Annotated in this window: 20 protein-coding genes; 10 read left to right on the plus strand and 10 right to left on the minus strand. The window is 33.2% G+C overall.

Going from position 1 to position 22,286, the window contains the following annotated elements; translation table 11 throughout:
* Positions 1 to 11 precede the first annotated feature (11 nt).
* Genes lpxA through BLT84_RS13005 form a run of 4 tightly spaced genes read right to left on the minus strand, consistent with a single transcriptional unit; the run spans position 12 to position 4,476 of the window.
* Positions 12 to 797, minus strand: coding sequence for an acyl-ACP--UDP-N-acetylglucosamine O-acyltransferase (gene lpxA / locus BLT84_RS12990; protein WP_034893042.1), 786 nt, complete (start codon positions 795 to 797; stop codon positions 12 to 14).
* Positions 798 to 803: 6 nt separating this feature from the next.
* Positions 804 to 2,204, minus strand: a complete 1,401-nt coding sequence (locus BLT84_RS12995; RefSeq protein WP_091266481.1) for a bifunctional UDP-3-O-[3-hydroxymyristoyl] N-acetylglucosamine deacetylase/3-hydroxyacyl-ACP dehydratase — start codon at positions 2,202 to 2,204, stop codon at positions 804 to 806.
* A 1-nt stretch (position 2,205) separates the two neighbouring features.
* Positions 2,206 to 3,222 carry a UDP-3-O-(3-hydroxymyristoyl)glucosamine N-acyltransferase gene (lpxD, locus tag BLT84_RS13000; RefSeq protein ID WP_091266485.1) on the minus strand — a complete coding sequence of 339 codons (1,017 nt, stop codon included), beginning with the start codon at positions 3,220 to 3,222 and terminating at the stop codon, positions 2,206 to 2,208.
* 24 nt (positions 3,223 to 3,246) lie between these two features.
* Positions 3,247 to 4,476: an HD domain-containing protein gene (locus tag BLT84_RS13005; RefSeq protein WP_091266488.1), complete on the minus strand. Its 1,230-nt coding sequence runs from the start codon at positions 4,474 to 4,476 to the stop codon at positions 3,247 to 3,249.
* A 121-nt stretch (positions 4,477 to 4,597) separates the two neighbouring features.
* On the opposite strand from BLT84_RS13005, the gene BLT84_RS13010 reads away from it, so the two are divergent.
* The 6 genes from BLT84_RS13010 to BLT84_RS13030 all read left to right on the plus strand — a co-directional run bounded on the left by BLT84_RS13010 (position 4,598) and on the right by BLT84_RS13030 (position 9,219).
* Positions 4,598 to 6,148 carry a bifunctional response regulator/alkaline phosphatase family protein gene (locus BLT84_RS13010; RefSeq protein ID WP_091266492.1) on the plus strand — a complete coding sequence of 517 codons (1,551 nt, stop codon included), beginning with the start codon at positions 4,598 to 4,600 and terminating at the stop codon, positions 6,146 to 6,148.
* A gap of 43 nt (positions 6,149 to 6,191) precedes the next feature.
* Positions 6,192 to 6,596 carry a tRNA (adenosine(37)-N6)-threonylcarbamoyltransferase complex ATPase subunit type 1 TsaE gene (tsaE, locus tag BLT84_RS13015; RefSeq protein ID WP_034893056.1) on the plus strand — a complete coding sequence of 135 codons (405 nt, stop codon included), beginning with the start codon at positions 6,192 to 6,194 and terminating at the stop codon, positions 6,594 to 6,596.
* Between the two features lie 286 nt (positions 6,597 to 6,882).
* On the plus strand, positions 6,883 to 7,029 hold the full coding sequence (locus BLT84_RS16170; RefSeq protein ID WP_172822427.1) for a hypothetical protein: 147 nt from the start codon (positions 6,883 to 6,885) through the stop codon (positions 7,027 to 7,029).
* Between the two features lie 232 nt (positions 7,030 to 7,261).
* Positions 7,262 to 7,564, plus strand: coding sequence for a hypothetical protein (locus BLT84_RS16255; protein ID WP_231929331.1), 303 nt, complete (start codon positions 7,262 to 7,264; stop codon positions 7,562 to 7,564).
* A 63-nt stretch (positions 7,565 to 7,627) separates the two neighbouring features.
* The gene (locus BLT84_RS13025) at positions 7,628 to 8,827 is read left to right on the plus strand and encodes an alanine dehydrogenase (RefSeq protein ID WP_034893062.1); all 1,200 of its coding nucleotides are present in this window, start codon (positions 7,628 to 7,630) and stop codon (positions 8,825 to 8,827) included.
* Between the two features lie 2 nt (positions 8,828 to 8,829).
* Entirely contained in the window at positions 8,830 to 9,219 is a 390-nt protein-coding gene (locus tag BLT84_RS13030) for a DUF4258 domain-containing protein (protein WP_034893065.1), read from the plus strand.
* A 3-nt stretch (positions 9,220 to 9,222) separates the two neighbouring features.
* Here the strand turns inward: BLT84_RS13030 and bcp are convergent, their stop codons facing one another.
* Positions 9,223 to 9,672, minus strand: a complete 450-nt coding sequence (gene bcp, locus BLT84_RS13035; RefSeq protein WP_091266499.1) for a thioredoxin-dependent thiol peroxidase — start codon at positions 9,670 to 9,672, stop codon at positions 9,223 to 9,225.
* A gap of 30 nt (positions 9,673 to 9,702) precedes the next feature.
* On the opposite strand from bcp, the gene BLT84_RS13040 reads away from it, so the two are divergent.
* Positions 9,703 to 10,368 carry an endonuclease III domain-containing protein gene (locus BLT84_RS13040; protein WP_091266502.1) on the plus strand — a complete coding sequence of 222 codons (666 nt, stop codon included), beginning with the start codon at positions 9,703 to 9,705 and terminating at the stop codon, positions 10,366 to 10,368.
* Positions 10,369 to 10,626: 258 nt separating this feature from the next.
* Here the strand turns inward: BLT84_RS13040 and BLT84_RS13045 are convergent, their stop codons facing one another.
* Positions 10,627 to 11,211, minus strand: a complete 585-nt coding sequence (locus BLT84_RS13045; RefSeq protein ID WP_091266506.1) for an RNA polymerase sigma factor — start codon at positions 11,209 to 11,211, stop codon at positions 10,627 to 10,629.
* Positions 11,212 to 11,451: 240 nt separating this feature from the next.
* Between BLT84_RS13045 and uvrA the strand changes: the two genes are divergently transcribed.
* Both uvrA and BLT84_RS13055 read left to right on the plus strand, forming a co-directional pair.
* Complete coding sequence (gene uvrA / locus BLT84_RS13050; RefSeq protein WP_091266510.1) at positions 11,452 to 14,238, plus strand: excinuclease ABC subunit UvrA; 2,787 nt, start codon at positions 11,452 to 11,454, stop codon at positions 14,236 to 14,238.
* A 124-nt stretch (positions 14,239 to 14,362) separates the two neighbouring features.
* Positions 14,363 to 15,538 carry a hypothetical protein gene (locus BLT84_RS13055; protein WP_091266514.1) on the plus strand — a complete coding sequence of 392 codons (1,176 nt, stop codon included), beginning with the start codon at positions 14,363 to 14,365 and terminating at the stop codon, positions 15,536 to 15,538.
* A gap of 81 nt (positions 15,539 to 15,619) precedes the next feature.
* Here BLT84_RS13055 and BLT84_RS13060 read toward each other — a convergent pair whose 3' ends face one another.
* Genes BLT84_RS13060 through BLT84_RS13075 form a run of 4 tightly spaced genes read right to left on the minus strand, consistent with a single transcriptional unit; the run spans position 15,620 to position 21,131 of the window.
* Positions 15,620 to 17,086 carry a lipopolysaccharide biosynthesis protein gene (locus tag BLT84_RS13060; protein ID WP_091266517.1) on the minus strand — a complete coding sequence of 489 codons (1,467 nt, stop codon included), beginning with the start codon at positions 17,084 to 17,086 and terminating at the stop codon, positions 15,620 to 15,622.
* A gap of 12 nt (positions 17,087 to 17,098) precedes the next feature.
* On the minus strand, positions 17,099 to 18,382 hold the full coding sequence (locus BLT84_RS13065; RefSeq protein ID WP_091266520.1) for a glycosyltransferase family 4 protein: 1,284 nt from the start codon (positions 18,380 to 18,382) through the stop codon (positions 17,099 to 17,101).
* Between the two features lie 14 nt (positions 18,383 to 18,396).
* Positions 18,397 to 20,832, minus strand: a complete 2,436-nt coding sequence (locus BLT84_RS13070) for a YfhO family protein (RefSeq protein ID WP_091266523.1) — start codon at positions 20,830 to 20,832, stop codon at positions 18,397 to 18,399.
* Between the two features lie 26 nt (positions 20,833 to 20,858).
* Positions 20,859 to 21,131, minus strand: coding sequence for a DUF4834 family protein (locus BLT84_RS13075; protein ID WP_034893092.1), 273 nt, complete (start codon positions 21,129 to 21,131; stop codon positions 20,859 to 20,861).
* Positions 21,132 to 21,239: 108 nt separating this feature from the next.
* On the opposite strand from BLT84_RS13075, the gene BLT84_RS13080 reads away from it, so the two are divergent.
* Positions 21,240 to 22,226, plus strand: a complete 987-nt coding sequence (locus BLT84_RS13080) for a transporter (RefSeq protein WP_091266528.1) — start codon at positions 21,240 to 21,242, stop codon at positions 22,224 to 22,226.
* Positions 22,227 to 22,286: the final 60 nt, after the last annotated feature.

Genomic DNA, 22,286 nt, shown 5'->3' on the forward strand with positions numbered 1-22,286 from the left:
ATGTGTATTTATTAATTTGAACTAAAATATCCTTTCATGATACCTCTTTGAGAATTCTTTATAAATTCTAAGATCTCATCTCTCTCTGCGGTGGCTTGCATTTCAGCTTCAATAATAGCTACTGCCTGAGAATTATTATAATTTTTTTGATACAAAATTCTGTAAATATCCTGTATCTCTCTTATTTTTTCTGTGGTAAAACCTCTTCTTCTTAAACCGATGGAATTAATACCTACATACGAAAGTGGCTCTCTACCGGCTTTCACAAATGGAGGCACATCTTTTCTTACCAAAGAACCACCAGTTACAAAAGCATGATTACCAATACTGCAAAATTGCTGAATTGCAGTCATTCCTGCTAATATAACATGATCTCCTACATTAATATGCCCTGCTAAGGTACTATTATTAGAGAATATGCAATTATCACCAATTATACAGTCATGCGCAATATGACAATACGCCATAATCCAACAATTCTTACCAATAACTGTTTTCATTCTATCTGAAGTACCTCTGTTTATGGTAACACACTCTCTAATAGTAGTATTATCACCAATTTCTGTAGTGGTCTCCTCTTCATTAAACTTCTTATCTTGTGGTATAGCAGAAATTACTGCCCCAGGAAAAATATTACAATTCTTACCAATTCTTGCACCTTCCATTATGGTAACGTTAGATCCAATCCATGTTCCCTCGCCAATTACCACATTATTGTGTATAGTGGTAAATGGCTCAATAACCACATTCTTTGCTATTTTGGCTCCCGGATGCACATATGCTAAGGGTTGATTCATTTTAATTTATTTAGATTTTACTATTTGGGCCATTAAAATAGCCTCTGTTGCCAATTTCCCATTAACATAGGCATAACCTTGCATTTGGCAAATTCCGCGTCTAATTGGAGCTAACAATTCTAGCTTAAAAATTAACGTATCTCCAGGAACTACCTGTTGTTTGAATTTTACGTTATCAATTTTCATGAAGTAGGTAAGATAATTTTCAGGATCGGGTACAGATTTTAATGCTAAAATCCCTCCTGTTTGAGCCATTGCCTCTACTTGTAGTACTCCAGGCATAACTGGTTTTCCCGGAAAGTGGCCTACAAAAAATGGTTCATTCATAGTAACATTCTTCATTCCCACAACACAATTTTCTGTTAGGGTGTAGATCTTATCTACCAATAAAAATGGGGGCCTGTGAGGTAAGATGTTCATGATATCATTAACATCCATTAATGGTGGCTTATCATAATCTATCCTTGGAAAATTATTTCTACGCTCTGTCTTTATATGTTTTGCAAGTTTCTTTGCAAATTCAGTATTTACCTGATGTCCTGGCTTATTAGCTATAACTTTACCTCTAATTCTAGTTCCTATAAGCGCAAGATCTCCAAGAACATCTAATAATTTATGTCTTGCAGCCTCATTTGGATAATGCAGGGTAAGATTGTCTAAAATTCCATTTGGCTTTACTGAAATATTATCTTTATTGAATGCTGTTCTAAGCTTATCCATAGTTTCCGGACTAAGCTCTTTATCTACATAAACAATAGCATTATTAAGATCTCCACCTTTTATAAGACCGTGTTCCAGCAACGTTTCTATTTCATGAAGAAAACTAAATGTTCTTGCATTCGCAATTTCAGTTTTAAATTCTGAAAGATTTTGAATAGAAGCATTTTGAGTTCCAAGTACCTTTGTCCCAAAATCCACCATAGCGGTAACCTGATAATGGTCACTTGGCATGATCATGATCTCACTACCGGTCTCTTCATCTTTATATGATATCACCTCAGTAATGATAAACTCGTCTCTACAGGCATCTTGCTCTACAACTTCAGCCTCTTCTAATGCTTCTACAAAGAATTTTGAAGAACCATCCATAATTGGAGGCTCTGAAGCATCTAGCTCTATAATTATATTATCAATTTCCAAACCTACACAAGCTGCTAATACATGCTCTGAAGTTTGAATGCTCACTCCATTCTTTTCAAGATTTGTTCCTCGCTGAGTATTTACCACATAAGAAGCATCTGCCTCAATAATTGGTTGATCATCTAGATCTACTCTTTTAAATACATACCCAGTATTTACCGGAGCAGGTTTAAAGGTCATTTTTACCTCTTTACCTGTATGAAGTCCTACTCCTTTTAAAGTAACTTCATTTTTAATGGTGTGCTGTTTTGAATGAATATCAGCCATTCTATTGTTTTTTTTCTAGTTTGTTTAACCTATCTACTATTTTCGGTAAATTCTTAAAGTGTACATAAGATTTATTGTAATCTCCATATCCAATTGCGGGAGATCCTTGAATCATTTCATCATTGTCAATATTTCTACCTATACCACTTTGAGCTTGAATTTTCACTCTATCTCCTATAATTAAATGACCAGCAATACCAACCTGACCTCCAATTAAACAGTTCTTACCAATCTTGGTAGAACCAGCAATTCCTGTTTGTGCAGCTATAGCGGTGTTACTACCAATCTCTACATTATGCGCAATCTGGATCTGATTATCTAATTTGGCACCTTTTCTAATTATAGTAGAACCTAATGTTGCTCTATCTATTGTTGTACCTGCTCCAACATCTACATTATCTTCAATAATAACATTCCCAATTTGTGGAACTTTGTTATATTCACCCGTTTCTCCAGGATTAAAACCGAAACCATCTGCTCCTACCACGGCTCCACCATGAAGCGTACAAGAATTTCCAATTACAGTTTCAGAATAAATTTTTACACCGGCAAATAGTACTGTATTATCTCCAATTACTACATTATCTCCAACATAACAATTTGGATAGATCTTTACATCATTACCAATTTTCACATTCTTCCCTATATATGTAAAAGCTCCTAAATAAAGGTTATCACCGTAACTAGCAGAATCTGCAATAAAATTAGGTTCTTCAATACCACTCTTATTAAGCTTTACCTGATTGTAATATTCTAATAAGGTTGAAAAAGCCTTATAGGGATCTTTCACTCTTATTAATGTGGTCTCTATTTTATCCTCAATAAAAAAGTCATCTTTTACAATTGCTACAGAAGCATTTGTAGAATATATGTAGGATGTATATTTAGGATTGCTCAAAAAGGTTAGTGAACCCTCTGTGCCTTCTTCGATCTTTGCCAATTTATAAACTTCCGTTTCTGGATTCCCATCAACAGTTCCTTCTAAAATCTCGGCTATTTGTGCTGCAGTAAATTTCATTCTGGCAAAAGTAAAAAAAATGCGTTAATGTTTGGTCTTTGGATAACAGATATAATATTTAGTGACCGGAGCCGATAAGGCTTTCAGATTCAATTGATCTGATGCGATAGCCACATCGCTAGTTTTTCCATTTTTATGCAAGATCTGTATTTTATCATTTCCACTGGAATATGCTACATTAGTGATGTCTCCGCTAAAAACGAAATATCCAGCTTCGTTCTCACTTAATGAATATTTCTCTTGAAAAGCTAGTTTATGCTTTTCTAATTTCTTCTTATTAATTGGCTTTTTCTTCAGCTTAACTTTTAAAAGATCTCGAGTAAGAAGCATTTCGCTTAAATTTCTAAGCACAAAATCTTCATGATCTGTCCATATTTTCATTGCTGAAATAATGTCGTAATCATCAAGTTTAGAGAACGTATTCAGAACATCATTATTAAAATCTTGTAAGCTTATCTTATTTTGAAGAAAGAACTTAAGTGGCTTGCTACAATTTAGTTCTTCACCCTTTTCAATAAGTTCTTTAGCTCTCATTAAAACTCTAATTAATAATTGCTCTGCCGCAACCCCTGTTTTGTGCAAGTAAACCTGCCAATACATCAATCTTCTGGCAACTAAGAATTTCTCTACAGAATATATTCCTTTTTCCTCAATAACCAGCTCGTCTTTTACAACATTAAGCATGGTAATTATGCGTTCACTATTAATATTTCCCTCAGGAACACCCGTGTAAAAACTATCTCTCTTTAAATAATCTAATCTATCCATATCTAGCTGACTAGATACTAGCTGATTCATAAACTTTCTGGAATACGTGCCCTTAAAGATCTCTATGGCCAGCGTTAAACTTTGGTTAAATTCGGCATTTAAACGCTCCATAAAAAGCAATGAAATTCGTTCGTGAGACACTCCTTCTACTATACTATGTTCCATAGCATGAGAAAATGGGCCATGACCTATATCATGTAATAAGATAGCTATCTCTAAGGCCTCTTCTTCATCTTTAGAGATCTTAACACCTTTAATTCTAAGCATCTCTATAGCTCTTTGCATTAAATGCAAACCACCTAATGCGTGGTGAAATCTTGTGTGATGAGCTCCCGGGTATACTAAATAAGACATACCCATTTGAGAAATACGGCGCAATCTTTGAAAGTACGGATGTGCAATAATCTTAAAGATCTGCTCACTCGGAATAGTAATAAAACCGTAAATTGGATCGTTAAATATTTTGAGTTTAGTAGTTGCTGCCAAGCTTAAAATCGTTTATTATTTAAAGCAAATATACATATATGTAGTCCATAATGGACTTTTATAACAAAAAGCACTACGCTTCATATATAATATGACGTGAGACGCTATAAAATTTAACAAAATGAATCAGATAAAAATACTTTGGGCAGACGATGAAATTGATATGCTTAAGCCACATATAATTTTTCTTGAAGGAAAGAATTACAATGTTACCACATGTAGAAGTGGTATGGAAGCCATAGAACAAATTGAGAAGGAGAATTTTGACATTGTTTTTTTAGATGAAAATATGCCCGGTTTAACAGGATTGGAGACCTTATCTGAAATTAAAGAAAAACATGTTGACCTTCCTATTGTGATGATCACAAAAAGTGAAGAAGAATTCCTTATGGAAGATGCTATTGGATCTAAAATAGCAGATTATTTAATTAAGCCGGTAAATCCCAATCAGATTCTATTAAGTTTAAAAAAGAACTTGGATCATTCTAGATTGATCTCAGAAAAAACTACTTCTAATTACCAACAGGAATTTAGAAAAATAGCAATGGACATGTCTTCTATAAATTCTTTTGAAGGATGGGCAGAATTCTATCAGCGCCTAATATATTGGGAAATGCAGTTAGAAAATATTGAGGATAGTGGAATGTTCGAGATATTAGAATCACAAAAATTAGAAGCTAATAATCAATTCTGTAAGTTTATAGATCATGAATATCCTACTTGGTTCGAGAAAAAAGCAGATGCACCTATAATGTCTCATACGATCTTTAAAAATAAGATAGTTCCACAGATAAATAAAGAACAACCCACTCTATTAATAGTAGTAGATAATTTAAGATATGATCAATGGAAATCTTTTGAACCTATAATAAATAACTATTATAAGAAAGAAGAAGAATCTGCTTATTATAGTATTTTACCTACTGCCACTCAATACGCCAGAAACGCAATCTTCTCTGGATTAATGCCTAGTGAAATGGAAAAACTATTCCCAGATTACTGGTTAAATGATACAGAAGAGGGAGGCAAGAACATGCATGAAAAAGAGTTTCTGGAAGCTCAATTAAAAAGACTGGGATTAGATCTTAAATGTGAATATCATAAGATCTCGAGTTTAAAAGCAGGTAAGAAATTAGTTGAAAATTTTAAGACTCAGAAAGATAATGATCTCACTGTGGTTGTTTATAATTTTGTAGACATGCTTTCCCACTCCAAAACAGAAATGGAAGTGATCAAAGAATTGGCATCTAATGATAAATCTTATAGATCTTTAACTCAAAGCTGGTTTAAGAATTCCCCGCTATTGGAGATCATTCAACAGGCGCAGCAATCTAATTTTAAATTAATCATTACTACAGACCACGGAACCATTAATGTGAAAAATCCTTCTAAAGTTATAGGAGATAAGAATACCAGTCTTAATTTAAGATACAAAACGGGAAAAAGTCTAACTTATGAAGATAAGGATGTATTAGCAGCAAAAGATCCTAAAACCATACATCTACCAACTATAAATATGAGTAGCTCTTTTATATTTGCTAAGGGAGATATGTTCTTTGCCTATCCAAATAATTACAATCATTATGTACATTATTTTAGAAATACCTACCAACATGGAGGGGTTTCTATGGAGGAGATGATCATCCCATTTATTACGCTATCACCTAGATAATAATTAATTACATATCTTTACATCGCCAAAAATCTAATTCTTTATGACCATAACTTACGAGTTATCAGATATTGATAGTGTAGCAGAGCGCATTATAAACAATGCTAAAAGCAAAACGTTACTCTTCTACGGAGAAATGGGAGCTGGAAAAACTACGCTCATAAAATCTCTTATTAAAGCATTAGGATCTAAAGATTCTGTTTCAAGTCCAACATTTTCTTTGGTAAATGAATATGAATCTAAGGAAGGCAGTATTTATCACTTCGATTTTTATAGAATTGAAGATGAAAATGAAGCTTTAGATATGGGAATTGAAGATTATCTGAATAAAGATTCTTGGAAAATGATAGAATGGCCCCAAAATATTTCAAAATTACTTGATTTCCCTACCCAAAAATTAGAGTTAAGGATCGATGAACAAGGGTTAAGAATGTTAAAGTTGTGTTAATAAAATCTTAAAATTAATAAAAAAGCAATTTTTGTAGTTGTAAGAATATTATTACTTTTATTGTTAATTTGAAAGCTATTAATTATTTTTAATCGTTGGTTAACGAAATATATTGATTTTTAACTTAATTTTGTAAAGAATTTTTAACATAAAAATAGCAGTTTAGGGGCCCGAAAAAGGGCGCAAAGGTACAATTAACGTATTTAATATTAGTGTTTTATAATTTTATAGGTTTGCTTCAGAAATCATAACAAAACAAATCATATAACCTTAAAACAATACTATTATGAAACTTAAAGCTATCATTTTCGCCGCAGCAATTTTTGGAGCAACTTTTTGTGTAACTTCAACTTCTGATAACTCAAATCATAATGACCCAATCAAAAAACAAGCGGTTGATAGATCAACCATCAGGGTTCCTGTTAACGGGTAGTATTATTGCCTTTTTAATAGCTTTTTCACCTTATATATTTTATTTATACGAAATTTTCCCTGACGGACCTGTTTGGGAAACTTCGTTGTTTAGATATGAGAGTAAATATTATTTGAATGTTTTAACTGCGGCTTGGACTTATCTTGGTAAAATTATGCCGCTTTTTTTATTACTCATCTGGTTCTTTACTTGTAAACATTGGTGGTATCACTCAATTCTAATACCTATAACTATGTATGCATATCAGCTTTTTACTGCTGTATATCAAGATATGTATTTGAATATTGAGCCGATGGATGTAAACGGACTATTATATCTCGCCCCATTCTTTTTGATAATACTTATCATAGTTTATCTAGTTCGAATTCAAATATTCGACAGAATTTACGGAATTGATCTTAGTGAATTGAATGAAACAGATGTACATGTATTTTCTAAAAAGAATACCAAAGACGAGCGAGAATTAGAAGAGTTTAGAAATGAGAATATGGCTTATGCTTTAGAACCTACCGAGGAGTACTACCGTAAGCTGTAATTGGAATATTGGTTTATATTTGCTGAAAATTGTTGTAATTTGGTTTTTTAACAGCACATCGGCATGATTAAACATAATTCACCTTTCACAAGGGAACAATTACTTCCACAAGAGGAGACCTTAGAGATCTATAAGAATAAAGGAGAACTCTTTATAGGATTACCACGGGAGACTTCTTATCAAGAGAAGAGAGTTTGTCTAACTCCAGATGCTGTTGGTGCTATTACGGCACATGGTCATAGAGTGATTATAGAATCTATGGCGGGCAAATGGGCCGGCTTTAGTGATAAAGATTATTCAGATGCCGGAGCAGAAGTTACTAAAGACACTAAAAAGGTCTTCTCCTGCCCTACTATTCTAAAGATAGAGCCGCCTTCTAATGAGGAATTAGAGCTCATCAATCCTCAGACCATTATAATATCTGCGCTTCAACTTAAAACACAGTCAAAAGAATATTTTCAAAAACTTGCTACTAAACGTATCACTGCTTTAGCGTTTGAGTTTATTACAGACGATGATGGGTCTTATCCTGCCGTGCGTGCTTTGAGCGAAATAGCTGGTACTGCATCGGTTTTGATTGCTTCAGAAATTATGAGCAATAACAAACAGGGTAATGGACTAATGTTCGGAAATATTAGTGGTGTTCCACCTGTTGAAGTGGTAATTTTAGGTGCCGGAACTGTAGGTGAATTCGCAGCAAGATCTGCTACCGGACTTGGTGCTAATGTAAAAGTTTTTGATAGTAGTCTAACCAGATTACGTTCCATCCAAACCAATATAGGACACCCTTTATATACCTCTACAATTCAACCAAAAAATTTAAGTAAAGCCTTAAAACGTTGTGATGTAATTATAGGAGCTGTTCGCGGGAAAAATAGATCTCCTATTCTTGTAACAGATGCTATGGTGCAAACTATGAAGAAAGGTGCTGTAATAATAGATGTAAGCATAGATATGGGAGGTTGTTTTGAAACTAGTGATATCACCTCTCATGATCAACCTATTTTTACTAAACACGGGGTGATACATTATTGTGTACCTAATATTCCATCTCGATACGCCAGAACTTCTTCAGTGTCAATCAGTAACATATTTACGCCTTATCTTTTGCACATTGGTGAAGAAGGTGGATTGGAAAATACCCTAAGATTTAATAAGGGTCTAAGAAATGGGTTGTACTTTTACCACGGAATTCTAACTAATAAATCTATAGCAGATTGGTTTGATCTTACCTATAGAGACATCAATTTGCTCATTTTTTAAATATGAAATTAATTCACCGTTTCGGTTATTTCTCTGTAGGACTTTTTTTTGGTATCGTATTATTATTCTTCTTTCTAAGCGGTAAAAAGACATCTTGCGATTATTTCCCAAATGCTAGAGTATTAAAAGAATTAAGAACTAATACCAGAACATATTCTGATGAGGCCTTAATCTTCTCTACTCAAAATGGTTTAGACACCGCAGAAATTTCCACTATCCTTAACAATGGAGATGTAGATTTTCACAAAAGTGAGACGGAAAGAGATTCTTGTAGAACCTATTTTGTAAATGGAACGGGAGAAGCAGATCTAAAACCTTTAGAATTAAAGGTTCAGACCTGCGACACTATTTCAACTATTCTACAAATAAAATTCTTTAAAGAAGTAAAATAGTAATTATAAGATCTGCGCTGCGTGATCTTTAGTCTTTACTTTTCCTATTACTTCTTCAATAATTCCTTGCTCATCTATAACAAAGGTAGTTCGGTTAATTCCTTCATATTCTTTGCCCATAAACTTTTTAGGACCCCATACTCCATATGCATTAATAACTTCTTTGCTTTCATCTGCTAACAAAGGATAAGGTAATTCAAATTTGTTTTTGAAGTTTTGCTGGCGTTTTTTAGTGTCGGCACTTACACCTAGAATTACAAATCCTTTGCTTTTAAAGCGCTCCCAATTATCTTTTAAGTTACAAGCTTCTGCAGTACATCCAGGCGTGCTCGCTTTTGGATAAAAGAACAAAACCAATTTCTTTCCAGAATAATCCTTCAAACTTATAGAATTTCCATCCTGATCTTCGGCTGTAAAATCTGGTGCTTTATCTCCTGCTTCTAATGCTTTCATAATTCTTATTTTTGTATAAAATTAAACAATATGAATAAAGAGCAAAAGGTACAATTTGTTATAGATACTTTAGAAGAAATTTACCCTCAAGTTCCAGTTCCTCTTGATCATAAAGACCCTTACACCCTCTTAATTGCTGTTTTACTTTCTGCTCAAAGCACAGATGTAAAAGTGAACCAGATCACTCCGCTATTATTTGAAAAGGCAGATAATCCATACACCATGGTAAAACTTTCTGTTGACGAAATACGTGAAATTATTAAGCCTGTGGGACTATCACCAATGAAAGCGAAAGGTATTCATGGTTTATCTCAAATATTGATAGATTCATATAATGGAAAAGTTCCTCAAAGTTTCGAGGCCTTAGAATCTTTTCCTGCCGTTGGTCATAAAACAGCAAGTGTTGTAATGTCTCAGGCCTTTGGTGTACCTGCTTTTCCTGTAGATACTCATATTCACAGATTAATGTACAGATGGAATCTCACCAATGGAAAGAATGTGTTACAAACTGAAAAGGATGCAAAAAGATTATTCCCTCGGGAGACTTGGAATAAAATACATCTTCAAATAATTTTTTATGGAAGACAATACAGTCCGGCAAGAGGCTGGAATCTGGATAAGGACATTATTACTAGCACCATAGGCAGAAAAACAGTGATAGAGGAATATTATAAAAAGAGTTCCAGGAGAAAATAAATTAATTAAAAATAAAAAAGACCTGCATATTACTGGTCTTTTTATAGCCCTTAGTTAAGGATCGTATCAAATTTCATTTCATTATATTCAAATATCTGTAGGGCTTTTGAATAATCTAATAAAAATTGAATAGTCTCTTTGTTAGGGTTCAAGCTTGATAAATGTTCTTCTTTCGAAGATTTAGTGTAAAGGTTCTCCATCAGGTTCTCTTTAAAATTGTTTAAAAGGAGAACGCAAATTCAATGGAGATAGTATAAATTAATTTGTTAAAATTAAATTATGCTTCTCTATGATCTTTCTAAGATTTATAAGTGCATATCTCATTCTTCCTAGAGCAGTATTAATACTTACCCCAGTGCGTTCTGATATTTCTTTGAAACTCATATCCTTATAGATTCTCATGGTAAGAACTTCCAATTGATCTTCTGGCAATTCTTTGATTAATTCCTGTACATCCACTTCAATTTGATCTTTGATAAGCTGAGTTTCCACATTAAGATCTCCATCACTAAGAACAGAAAAAATATTAAAGTCGCCATTATTCTCAAATTTTGGCATACGCTTGTTCTTTCTAAAATGATCTATAACAAGATTGTGTGCGATACGCATTACCCATGGAAGAAATTTTCCCTCTTCATTATATTTACCCCTTTTTAAGGTATTAATAACTTTGATGAAGGTATCTTGAAATACATCATCTGCAACATCCTTATCGAAGACCTTCGAATAGATAAAACTATAAATACGCTGTTGGTGCCTAGAAATTAATTGGGAAAGTGCATTTTCATTACCTTGAAGGTAGGTACGCACTAAAAGAGCATCAGTTGCCTGGGTATTATCCATAATGTTACTTTATTAAAGATGCTTTAAGGACATCTTTTAGGTTAGGTTAAAAAACTTAAAAAGTAACTTTATGCAATAGGCAATAGATTTTTAGATTGTTCGTTTAATCGTCAAATATAGCAACATATTTTTAACCTAAACAAATCTCTCTTACTTTTTTTAACATTTCTTATAGAATTGCTTCACTTTTTACACTGATGCTTATTAAGTATCTTTGCAGATTATATAGAAGAAGAATCCATGACTATAGATATTGCAAGCGTAGATCCCAAACAAAATATCATCATTAAAGGTGCAAAATTGCACAACCTAAAAAATATAGATGTTGTTATTCCTAGAAATAAGCTAGTAGTAATAACCGGATTATCTGGATCTGGAAAATCTAGTTTAGCTTTTGATACACTTTATGCAGAAGGTCAAAGGAGGTATGTAGAGAGTTTATCTTCCTATGCAAGACAATTCTTAGGGAGATTAAATAAACCTAAAGTAGATTATATTAAAGGAATTGCTCCGGCAATTGCTATAGAACAAAAGGTTAACTCTACCAATCCACGTTCTACCGTAGGAACTTCAACCGAGATCTATGATTATTTAAAACTACTTTTTGCAAGAATAGGAAGAACGTATTCCCCAATCTCTGGAGATGAAGTTAAAAAAGATACTGTTACAGATGTTATTAACTACGTAAAGGCGTTTGCAGAAGGAGAAAAATTATTGCTTCTTGCTCCACTCCTACTTGAAGAAGGGAGAGAAATTGAAGATAAGCTAAAGGTACTTCTTCAACAGGGATACAGTAGAATAAAAATTAAAAATGAGGTTGTAAGAATTGATGAAGCTGTTACAGACAAGGTGAAGCTTGATGATATTTATCTGGTTGTAGATAGAATTGTAACCAAAGAAGAAGAAGATTTTTATAATAGACTCGCAGATGCATCTCAAACAGCATTCTTTGAAGGAAAGGGAGAGTTGTTCATCGAAAGTATTTCAGATAATAAAATAAGACATTTCAGTAATAAGTTTGAGCTTGATGGAATACATTTCTTAGAACCTAATGTACATTTATTCAGTTTTAATAACCCTTATGGTGCGTGTCCAAAATGTGAAGGTTATGGGGATGTTGTAGGGATAGATGAAGATCTAGTAATTCCTAATACCGGTCTCTCTGTGTATGAAAATGCAATCTTCCCTTGGCGCGGTGAGAGTATGAGTTGGTACAAGAATGAACTTATTAATAATTCTCATAAATTTGATTTTCCTATACATAAGCCTTATTTCGATCTTTCTCAAGACCAAAAGGATCTTATTTGGAATGGAAATGAATATTTTGAGGGATTAAATACATTTTTTGAATTTTTAGAATCGAAGGCTTATAAAATTCAGAATAGAGTAATGCTTTCAAGATATAGAGGAAAAACAAAATGTTCTCTATGTAAAGGAAAAAGACTGAGAAAAGAAGCCAACTATGTAAAGATTGGTGGAGCTACAATAACAGATCTTGTAGAAAAACCATTAGATAAAGTAAGAGCTTTCTTTAATGATTTAGAATTAAATGAGTATGATGCTCAAATAGCCAAACGTTTGCTAGCCGAGATTAAAAACAGATTGCAATTTCTTTCCAATGTTGGGCTAGATTATTTAACAATTAATAGAAAATCCAATACTCTTTCTGGTGGAGAATCACAAAGAATTAATCTTGCTACCTCCCTTGGAAGTAGTTTAGTTGGATCTATGTATATCTTAGATGAACCTTCTATAGGACTACATCCTCGGGATACAAAAAAGCTAATTGGAGTTTTAGAAGACCTAAGGGATCTAGGAAATACCGTGATTGTAGTGGAGCATGATGAAGACATTATGAAAGCTGCAGATGAAATTATAGATATCGGCCCGGAGGCTGGTACACATGGAGGAGAATTAGTAGCTTCTGGCACCTATGCTGACATACTAAAATCAGATTCTCTTACCGCTCAATATCTTAATGATTCTATGCGAATTGAAGTTCCAAAGAAAAGGAGGACTACTAAGCAATTCGCAAAGATTCTTGGGGCTAGAGAAAATAACTTAAAAAATATTGATGTTACCTTCCCTCTAGGTGTATTTACAGCAGTTACAGGAGTATCCGGAAGCGGTAAAAGTACATTAGTTAAAAAGATTCTATATCCATCTATGCTTAAAGAGATTGGTGGTATTGGAGAAAAGGCTGGTCAGTTTTCTGCTATTGAAGGTAATTTTAAGAGCATTACATCTATAGAATTTGTAGATCAAAATCCTATTGGAAGATCATCACGTTCTAATCCTGTAACCTATATAAAGGCTTACGATGATATTAGAAATCTATTCGCAAATCAAAAATTGTCTGATATCAGAAATTTCAAGCCTAAACATTTTTCATTTAATGTAGATGGTGGAAGATGTGATACGTGTAAAGGAGAAGGCGAAGTGACCATAGAGATGCAATTTATGGCAGATGTGCATTTAGAATGTGAAACCTGTAACGGAAAACGTTTTAAAAAGGAAGTTCTTGAGGTAACTTTTGCTGAGAAGAATATAGATGATATTTTAAAAATGACCATCGATGAAGCTTTGGGCTTCTTTTCTGAAAATAATGAAAATAAGATCACTAATAAATTAAGACCCCTACAAGAGGTAGGACTTGGATATGTTCAATTAGGGCAAAGCTCTTCTACTCTATCTGGCGGGGAAGCTCAGCGTATAAAGCTTGCATCATTCTTAGTAAAAGGAATAACTAAAGATAAAGCCTTATTTATATTTGACGAACCGACCACGGGCTTGCACTTTCACGATATACAAAAACTACTAACCTCGTTTAATGCATTAATAGATAAAGGACACTCTATTATTGTTATTGAACATAATATGGATTTGGTGAAATGTGCAGACCATGTAATAGATCTTGGTTTAGATGGTGGAGAAAATGGAGGTTACCTAATAGCGGCAGGCACACCTGAAGAGGTTGCGAAGAATAAGAAATCTTACACTGCACCCTATTTAAAGGAAAAACTTTAATGAAATATGATAAGGTTCTCTATTAGGAGAACCTTATCTAGCTTATAGGTATATTTTTCTTTTGGCACGCACTTTGTATTAATTGATCTGGATTCCAACTAATTAATAATTTAAAACCGCTCCCATGAAAAAAATTACTTTAATACTTGCCCTTTTCTTGGTTGGATTGAATGTTTCAGCTAAAGATTCAAATATTACGATTCCTTATAATTATGGTGAGGCGTTTATCTTTGTAGAACGCGGTGTTGAATTTGCCATTTTTCCAAATGGGGAATTTGATTTCTATTATAATCCTCAATTTTCAAGGACTGCAATTAGAAATATTCCAAATCCTGGATATAATATAAGTTATAATTCTGGTTATAATTATGATACGTTTGTACAGTACGATGATTTTGGCGCTGTAATCCAAATAGAAAGTGTTCCTGTTTATTATGATTATTACGGTAGAATAATTCGAGCAGGTAATGTAGACATCGCTTATAATAACAGAGGGAATATTGCTCGAGTTGGAGACATGTTCGTTTATTATAATGCTTTTGACAGACCTGTAAGATATGCAGGGTTTATAAATGCCTACAATACAAGATATATTTCTAGACCTTGGCATAAATATTACATGAGACCACATCCAAATTATCGCGTAGTCTACTATGAACCATACAGAACATATTATGAGCCTAATAGATTAGATTATGTGGTATACTCCAACAATTATAATAATTACTATTATAACAATGGAAGAAGATATGATTTCTATAGACCTGGACAGAATATTACAGTGTATAATTACGGAAGAAGAACTGCAGAAGTAAGAGATGTAAATTCACAATATTCTTATGATACTTCTAGAAGTGAGAATAATTCAAATACTTCCAATGTTAGAAGCAATCAAAATTCTGTAAGATCTTATCCCCGAGCAAGAACTTCTTCTTCATCACGAAGAGAAAGATCTCTTGTGAACAAACACGAGGAAGCTGTAAGAAATACCAGAGGAGCATCAACGACACAACCAAAGAGTACCAATGTTAATAGTTCAGTTTCTTCTAGCAGAGGAAGAATTTCTCAAACAGAAGTTGAAAATAGCAGAAATCCTGTTAGCAGAACTTCTAATACAGCTACTAGAGAAACGAACTCAAGAAGAAATACTGCTGTGAAAGCAGTCGAGACTACAACAAGAAATTCAAATAGTTCATCAGAAGCGAGAACAGAGCGAGGAAGTACGAGATCTAACCAGCCTCAATCTATCCCTGTCTCAGAAAAAACAGAAAATACTAGAAGTTCTCGAGGAAGAGGATAAAATCTAAATAATTTTTTGGTTGGTTAGTTAGTTAGAAAATCCTTAGTGTTTGTTTATATCACAACGCTGAGGATTTTTGTATTATATAACTCTAGCTTTCTTTAAATATTTCTGCATTAAGATGGTTATATCATCAGAAAAATTAAATTTTAGAGCTACGAACAAATATATTATGCTTACTACGATAGATTTCAGTGCTATATTGATAAAGGGATGGAAAGGAAACTCCCATATATAAAATGCCCCACAAAGTGCAGCAGAGAAAAGCAGAATATATAAAGTCTTATTGGTAAACGGATGCATTTTAAACTTTGAAATTACTATAAAAATTTTGGCAGTATTGAATATAAAAAATGCTAAAAAGGTAGCAATAGCTGCTCCCATTATTCCATAAGTAGGTATTAGAATAAGGTTAAAAACATACGCAAGTATGGCTAATGCAACTCCTATTACGAGTACCAAGCGGTAATAATCTGAATTAAAAAGTATACTATTATTACTTCCTAACATATTATCGTACAGTTTAACCAGTGAAATTAAGAGAACAATAAAGCTACTAATTTGGTATTGGGGAGGCATTAAGGAGTATAACTGATTTAGATTTACCATGATGAGAATAAATATCAAAGCACTCACAACTAATAGGCTTAGAGAACTTCGCTTATAAAGATCTCTCATCCCTACCCTATCTCTTTCATTTAGCATAGTTGCAGTAAGGGGATGAATAATTTGATGCATGGCTTTCTGCGGAACAGAGATAACCGTTGCTATATATACCGCTATTCCATAGATCGCAACATTTTCTATAGGTAGATAATGCTCTATCATTACTTTATCTAAATCTAATAAGATCATAGCTACCGATCCCGCAATTAAGATTAAAGCAGAATATTTTAAAACCGTAATAAAGTTCATAGGCATCTGTAAACTAAATGTTGGTCTATAAAGACGAAACGCATAAAACATCATAGCAAAAGCTCTAAAAATGAATACACCAGCCATCCAATAGATAAATTGAGAAACCGAGATCAACTTTAAGTAAACCGCAAATAATAAAAGGGTGATACAAATTCTATGAAAGACCTCTTTCATAAAGTTACCAAAAACACTCTGATAATGAACTTTAGACCACGCAAAGAAGATTTCAAAATAGGCGGTTGCTAAAGCAATTACAAAAATTAACCAAATATAGGGTTGTACTAATTTGTTACCAGACTCAAAATAATCGAGTAACATACTGTAACTAAACAAGCTTATTAAACCTATAATGATGGATACAATAAGCGGAAGAAATACTATCAGATTTAATAACTTATCTCTATCAAGTTTTGTTTTATAAGACGAATAAAACTTAACTAATGTATTATGCACACCAAAATCTAAAATTGGCCATATCAAATTAGCTGCTGAGAGTAGAAAACCTACCAATCCATAATATTCTTTTTCAAGAAAATAGGTAAAAAGAAATAGCGTGTTTATTGCACCAATTCCAAAACCAAAATATGTGGTTATTATGTTTTTAAAAGACTGATTTAGAATAACTCCCATGGTCTATCTAATCTATTTATTTAAGAGCTTTACTAATTTAGCAGTAAGTGATCTTCTACTATATTGTTCAATATTGTAGCTGTGCGAAGTAAGCTTATTCTGCTTATAAAGTTGATATAGTTTTAAAATATATTCCTTTAATTTTTTTCCCTCTTTGTAATTAAAAAATTGCCCTGCATTGGTATTTTCTAACAATCTTATAACATCCCACTGTTCAGGACCTATTGCAAGAATTGGCCTTTTGGCCATCATATATTCAAACAGTTTCCCGGGAATTATACCTCTTGTATCTATACTATCTATTTCTATAAGTAATAATACACTAGCACGCTTTTGTATATTGATTGCCTCCTTATGAGGTACGTAACCTAAAATCTCTAAATTATTATCAAGTTTAAAATTTTTGATACTATTTATCACTTCTTCGCTTACTGTACCAATAAGTTTTAATTTAAAATTCTTAGCAAAATCTTTATCTTCCATGATCAACTCCTCGAGCACTTTCCACAGATTAATTGGATTTCTTCCGGAAAGAAGTGATCCAATATGAGATATAGTAAAATGTTCATCTAAAGCTTTCAAAGTATCATTTAGTTTTCCATCATACCCATTAGTAATAATAGAAATAGGCTTCTTAGTAATTTTACTAAATTCATTCTTTGTGGTATAACTAGTTACTATAATTCTGTCTGCCGTATTTAAAACTACATTTTCAAACTTGAGATGTTTTTTTCTAGAGCGTTCAGAAAGCTTAAGCTTCTCATGGTATCCAATCTGAGTCCAAGGATCTCGAAAATCTGCGAACCATTTAATATCATATTTCTGTTTGAGTTTTAGGCCTATTAAATGCACGCTATGTGGCGGACCGGTAGTAATAACGGCATCAATATTATTTTCTGAAAGATACTTGGAGAGATAGCTAACTGATGGCTTCACCCAAAATTTTCTGGCATCCGGAATAAAAAAATTACCGCGAATATAAAGCATCAATTTTTGAAGGATACTTTGCTTCTCTTCATCTGCGATAATACCAGAACTTATCTTTGTTGCACCTTTCTTAGAAAATATCTTTGCCAGAAAATAAGGTTCAAAAATCCTCCCTTTTAAAATGGTAATATCCTTCGGAACTTCCTTTAGAAAGGATTCATCAAGCATAGGATAATCTGGGTCTTTCGGGATAAAAACAATGGGTTCAATTCCAAATTCTTTAAGATACTTAACAAATTTCAACCACCGCTGCACTCCCGGTCCGCCGGCAGGTGGCCAATAATAGGTAACAATTAGAACTTTCTTCATTAGTTAATTGTCTATTATGATTGTTTCTTGAAGAAATCTTTTTCCTTGAAACCATAGAAAAGCCCACCCAAAAGTAAGCCGAATAACAATATTGAACTTATTAAAGATATCGTACCACCTGTTTGAATAACCTCAGGTTCAAACTTAAAAGTAATAGTATGATCTCCAGCAGGCACTTTTAATCCTCTTAAAATATAGTCTACTCTAAAATTAGGGACTTCTTTGGTATCTATAAAAGATTTCCACCCATGTGCATAGTACATTTCAGAAAAGACAACAAGCTGTGAATCATTAGATTTAAAACTATATATTAATTCATTAGGTTCATTCTTTTTCAATTGAATAGAACCATCTGAAGTAGTTAATTCTTCTGTACCCACCAAGTCTTTAAATTTAGTATCTATTATTGCGGTATTTGTCAAATCTGTATCGCCAAGCGCTATTATTTCTTGATTAGCAGTTTCTACCCATGACACATCATTAACAAACCACGCATTCCCAAATGCACCTGGGTTTTCCTGTGCTACAGGTTGTGCCTCTGTAGGCACTATAAAATATTTCACATTTAGCATGTTTAATATTTTCATATTATTATTTGCTATATAAAAATCAAATAGATCTTGCATTCTTGCAGGCTTAGCCGCATGATATCCCCCTATTGAATTATGGAAATATGAAGTTCGTGCACTGTTAAAAGGACTCTCAGAAACATCAAAAACTCTGAACCTAGAATTATCATGAAGAATATCAGCGTCTGCCTGTCTCTTTTGAAATGGTTCATTAACCACTCTAGAGGCTACAAAGTTCTCGTTATTAACATATCTTCTGTCAACAATTACTAAATCTGCTAGTATTAAAACTGCAAACCCTAAAATAATTAGATTTTTAGATGCTTTTTCTTTCAAGTATGCCCAAATGAATCCGGCAGATAAAAGAACAAAAATTAGTGATCTGATAGTATCTGAAGTAAATATAGATTTCCTATCATCTTTTAGAGCACGAACAAATTCTGCTCCCATTTGCTGAATATATACATTATCACTACCTCCACTAAAATTGAATAACATAGATTTAAATAAAAGAAAAATAAGAGCAATTCCTCCAGTAATAATTGTTGCCCATTTTAAAGCGTGCTCTTTTTCCTCTTTCTTCTCAAAATCATTAAAGAGTCTATATAAGCCGAATATAGCTAAGACAGGAACACAAAGTTCCACCAGAATTTGTATAGAAGAAACCGCTCTAAATTTATTATATAAAGGCACTATTTCAATAAAGAACTGAGTTAAAAACTCAAAATTCTTACCCCATGAGAGCATTAATGCTAATACAGTTCCCCCTACAATCCACCACTTCAATCTACCCTTAATAAGAAAGAGTCCAAAGACGAATAAAAATATTATCGTTGCACCTATATAAGCCGGAGCACCCACAAAAGGCTGAGAACCCCAATATGTTGGAGCGCTTTCTGCAAAGTCTTTCGCTTGAAGAGGACTAGCTCCCATTTTTAATAATTGCTGATACATCTCCGATTTCTCATTCAATTTCTCTGAGCTAGAGCCTCCCATGAATCTTGGAATGAATAAATTGAAGGTTTCTGCTATTCCATAGCTATATTCTGTTATATAATCGAAATCTAAACCACTAGCTTTTTTCTGACTTCCATCAGGACCAATTGTTAAACCATTATCACCACGCGTGCTAAATTCTGTATATTCTTGAGTTGCCATTAAATTGGTAGCATTAGCTCCAATAGCTAAAACTACAGCTAAAACCATTACGCCTAATGCTTTAAAATACTGAGGTAACTGTTTCTTTTTAAAAGCATCCACTAAATAAGCAATTCCTAAAATCACCACTAATATTAATAAGTAATACGTCATTTGAAAGTGATTGGCACCAATTTCAAGCGCCATAGCAAATGCTAAGAGCAAAAATCCTGCAATATATCTGCTTCTAAAGCAAAGCAATATTCCTGCAAGAACCATAGGCATATAAGCAATAGCATGTGCCTTTGCATTATGTCCCACTCCTAAAATGATTATAAGATAAGTTGAAAAACCAAATGCTAAAGCACCAACAAAGGCGAGCTTATAGTCTAGCTTTAATACTAGTAGAAGTATATAAAACCCTAAAAAATACAGGAATAAGTAATCTGCAGGTCGCGGTAAAAATCTTAGAGCTAGATCCAGATCTTTAATAAAATTATTTGGATAATAAGCACCTAACTGATAAGTAGGCATTCCACCAAAAGCAGCATCTGTCCAATAGGTTTCTTCTCCAGTTTCAGTTTTAAAATCTTTTTGTTGCTTGCTCATCCCGATATATTGAGCAATATCACTTTGCAAGATCTCTTTACCTTGCAAAACCGGATTAAAATAAGCTAGAGAAATAATAATAAATCCTAAGAATACTAAAAGATGCGGGAGAATAGTTTTTACAGACCTAAACATTATGAAGTTTTTAATAGGCCCGAAAATTAATCAATTTCTTCGTAATCGATATACTCCCCTACCTTTTTATTGGCCTTTCGAGAATTATTTGGCTTCTTCTCAATTACCACATCACCTTCTTTCTTAGATCTTTTTGAAGGTTGTTGATTAAATTGTTGCTGAAATTTGCTACCTATTCTTTTAAGGAAGTATTTCAGTATCATTGGCCCAAACCATTTTATTAAAAGTTTGAAACCAAAATAGATCAGCATTATGATCAGAACCGTCTTTAATATGCTTTCAAATGAAGCTTCGTACATCTTTCTTCAGTTTGTGCAAAATTACTATTATAGCCAGACAAATTCCGTATTTAACTCCTAAAAAATTAATAAAATCGTCTATATTTGATTGTTTAAAAAGCACCACACATGCGTAAATTCAGCAATAAAAATCTACAGCTTCTCATATTCACATTTTTAGGAATTACTGCAAATGCGCAGTATACCGAAACCATTAATTCAAACAGACCTGGTAATTCTCAAGGGGCATTTTCTGTAGGTACAGGAGTTCTTCAATTGGAAGCTGGTGGATATTATGGCAATGACAACCATGAGATACTTGGTACAGATACTAATATTTTGGGTACAGATTATGAATTAAGATATGGTTTCCTATTTGAAGCTTTAGAAATAAATCTTAGCGGGTCTTTTCAAGCTGAGACCACAACCATTAAAGTTGGGGCCAACGATGCAGATTACAAAAGAAGCAATTTTAGAAATAACACTTTAGGAATAAAGTATCTAATTTTTGATCCGTTAAAAAGTATTACTCCAGATAAGGTAGATATTAGAAGCTGGAAAAATAATCAAAAATTTAAATGGAAAACTTTGATCCCTGCAGTTTCGGCTTATGCAGGAGCCAACTTTTATATGAAGGATAATCCCTTTTTATATGAAGGCGAGGGTCAGATCTCACCTAAATTCGCTTTAATTACTCAAAACAACTGGAGAGGCGGTTGGGTTTTGGTTATGAATTTTATTGCTGATAAAATGACAGAAGATTTTCCAACATTTCAAGGTATTATAACTCTTACACATGCTTTTACTCCACAATTTGCAGGATTTATTGAATATAATGGCCTTATAAGTGATATTTATGCAGATGATCTTGGTAGACTTGGCGCTGCCTATTTAATATCAGATGATTTTCAGGTAGATATTTCTGGATTGATGAATTTTAAAGATACCCCATCTCGCTGGCAAGTGGCCGCAGGAATTTCTTATCGATTAGATATGCATAAAAAAGATGAATTCTTAGATGATTCTTTTGAAGGTTCCCGACGAAGAAAAAGAACAGAAGAAATGCAAAATAAAGCGGCTAAAGATGCTCCCGCTTCTTCTACTGACAAAGAATAAACATACATTTCAAGAAAATAAAAAAGCCCATCAAATTGATGGGCTTTTTCTATTTATAAG

Origin of the sequence: Gillisia sp. Hel1_33_143 (assembly GCF_900104765.1) — a bacterium.
In the GTDB taxonomy this organism is placed as follows: Bacteria; Bacteroidota; Bacteroidia; order Flavobacteriales; family Flavobacteriaceae; genus Gillisia.

Bases quoted from the DNA above. Each gene is read 5' to 3' on its own strand.
- lpxA (WP_034893042.1), bottom strand. From the start codon at position 797: ATGAATCAACCCTTAGCATATGTGCATCCGGGAGCCAAAATAGCAAAG.
- BLT84_RS12995 (WP_091266481.1), bottom strand. From the start codon at position 2,204: ATGGCTGATATTCATTCAAAACAGCACACCATTAAAAATGAAGTTACT.
- lpxD (WP_091266485.1), bottom strand. From the start codon at position 3,222: ATGAAATTTACTGCAGCACAAATAGCCGAGATTTTAGAAGGAACTGTT.
- BLT84_RS13010 (WP_091266492.1), top strand. From the start codon at position 4,598: ATGAATCAGATAAAAATACTTTGGGCAGACGATGAAATTGATATGCTT.
- tsaE (WP_034893056.1), top strand. From the start codon at position 6,192: ATGACCATAACTTACGAGTTATCAGATATTGATAGTGTAGCAGAGCGC.
- BLT84_RS16170 (WP_172822427.1), top strand. From the start codon at position 6,883: ATGAAACTTAAAGCTATCATTTTCGCCGCAGCAATTTTTGGAGCAACT.
- BLT84_RS16255 (WP_231929331.1), top strand. From the start codon at position 7,262: ATGTATGCATATCAGCTTTTTACTGCTGTATATCAAGATATGTATTTG.
- BLT84_RS13025 (WP_034893062.1), top strand. From the start codon at position 7,628: ATGATTAAACATAATTCACCTTTCACAAGGGAACAATTACTTCCACAA.
- BLT84_RS13030 (WP_034893065.1), top strand. From the start codon at position 8,830: ATGAAATTAATTCACCGTTTCGGTTATTTCTCTGTAGGACTTTTTTTT.
- bcp (WP_091266499.1), bottom strand. From the start codon at position 9,672: ATGAAAGCATTAGAAGCAGGAGATAAAGCACCAGATTTTACAGCCGAA.
- BLT84_RS13040 (WP_091266502.1), top strand. From the start codon at position 9,703: ATGAATAAAGAGCAAAAGGTACAATTTGTTATAGATACTTTAGAAGAA.
- BLT84_RS13045 (WP_091266506.1), bottom strand. From the start codon at position 11,211: ATGGATAATACCCAGGCAACTGATGCTCTTTTAGTGCGTACCTACCTT.
- uvrA (WP_091266510.1), top strand. From the start codon at position 11,452: ATGACTATAGATATTGCAAGCGTAGATCCCAAACAAAATATCATCATT.
- BLT84_RS13055 (WP_091266514.1), top strand. From the start codon at position 14,363: ATGAAAAAAATTACTTTAATACTTGCCCTTTTCTTGGTTGGATTGAAT.
- BLT84_RS13060 (WP_091266517.1), bottom strand. From the start codon at position 17,086: ATGGGAGTTATTCTAAATCAGTCTTTTAAAAACATAATAACCACATAT.
- BLT84_RS13065 (WP_091266520.1), bottom strand. From the start codon at position 18,382: ATGAAGAAAGTTCTAATTGTTACCTATTATTGGCCACCTGCCGGCGGA.
- BLT84_RS13070 (WP_091266523.1), bottom strand. From the start codon at position 20,832: ATGTTTAGGTCTGTAAAAACTATTCTCCCGCATCTTTTAGTATTCTTA.
- BLT84_RS13075 (WP_034893092.1), bottom strand. From the start codon at position 21,131: ATGTACGAAGCTTCATTTGAAAGCATATTAAAGACGGTTCTGATCATA.
- BLT84_RS13080 (WP_091266528.1), top strand. From the start codon at position 21,240: ATGCGTAAATTCAGCAATAAAAATCTACAGCTTCTCATATTCACATTT.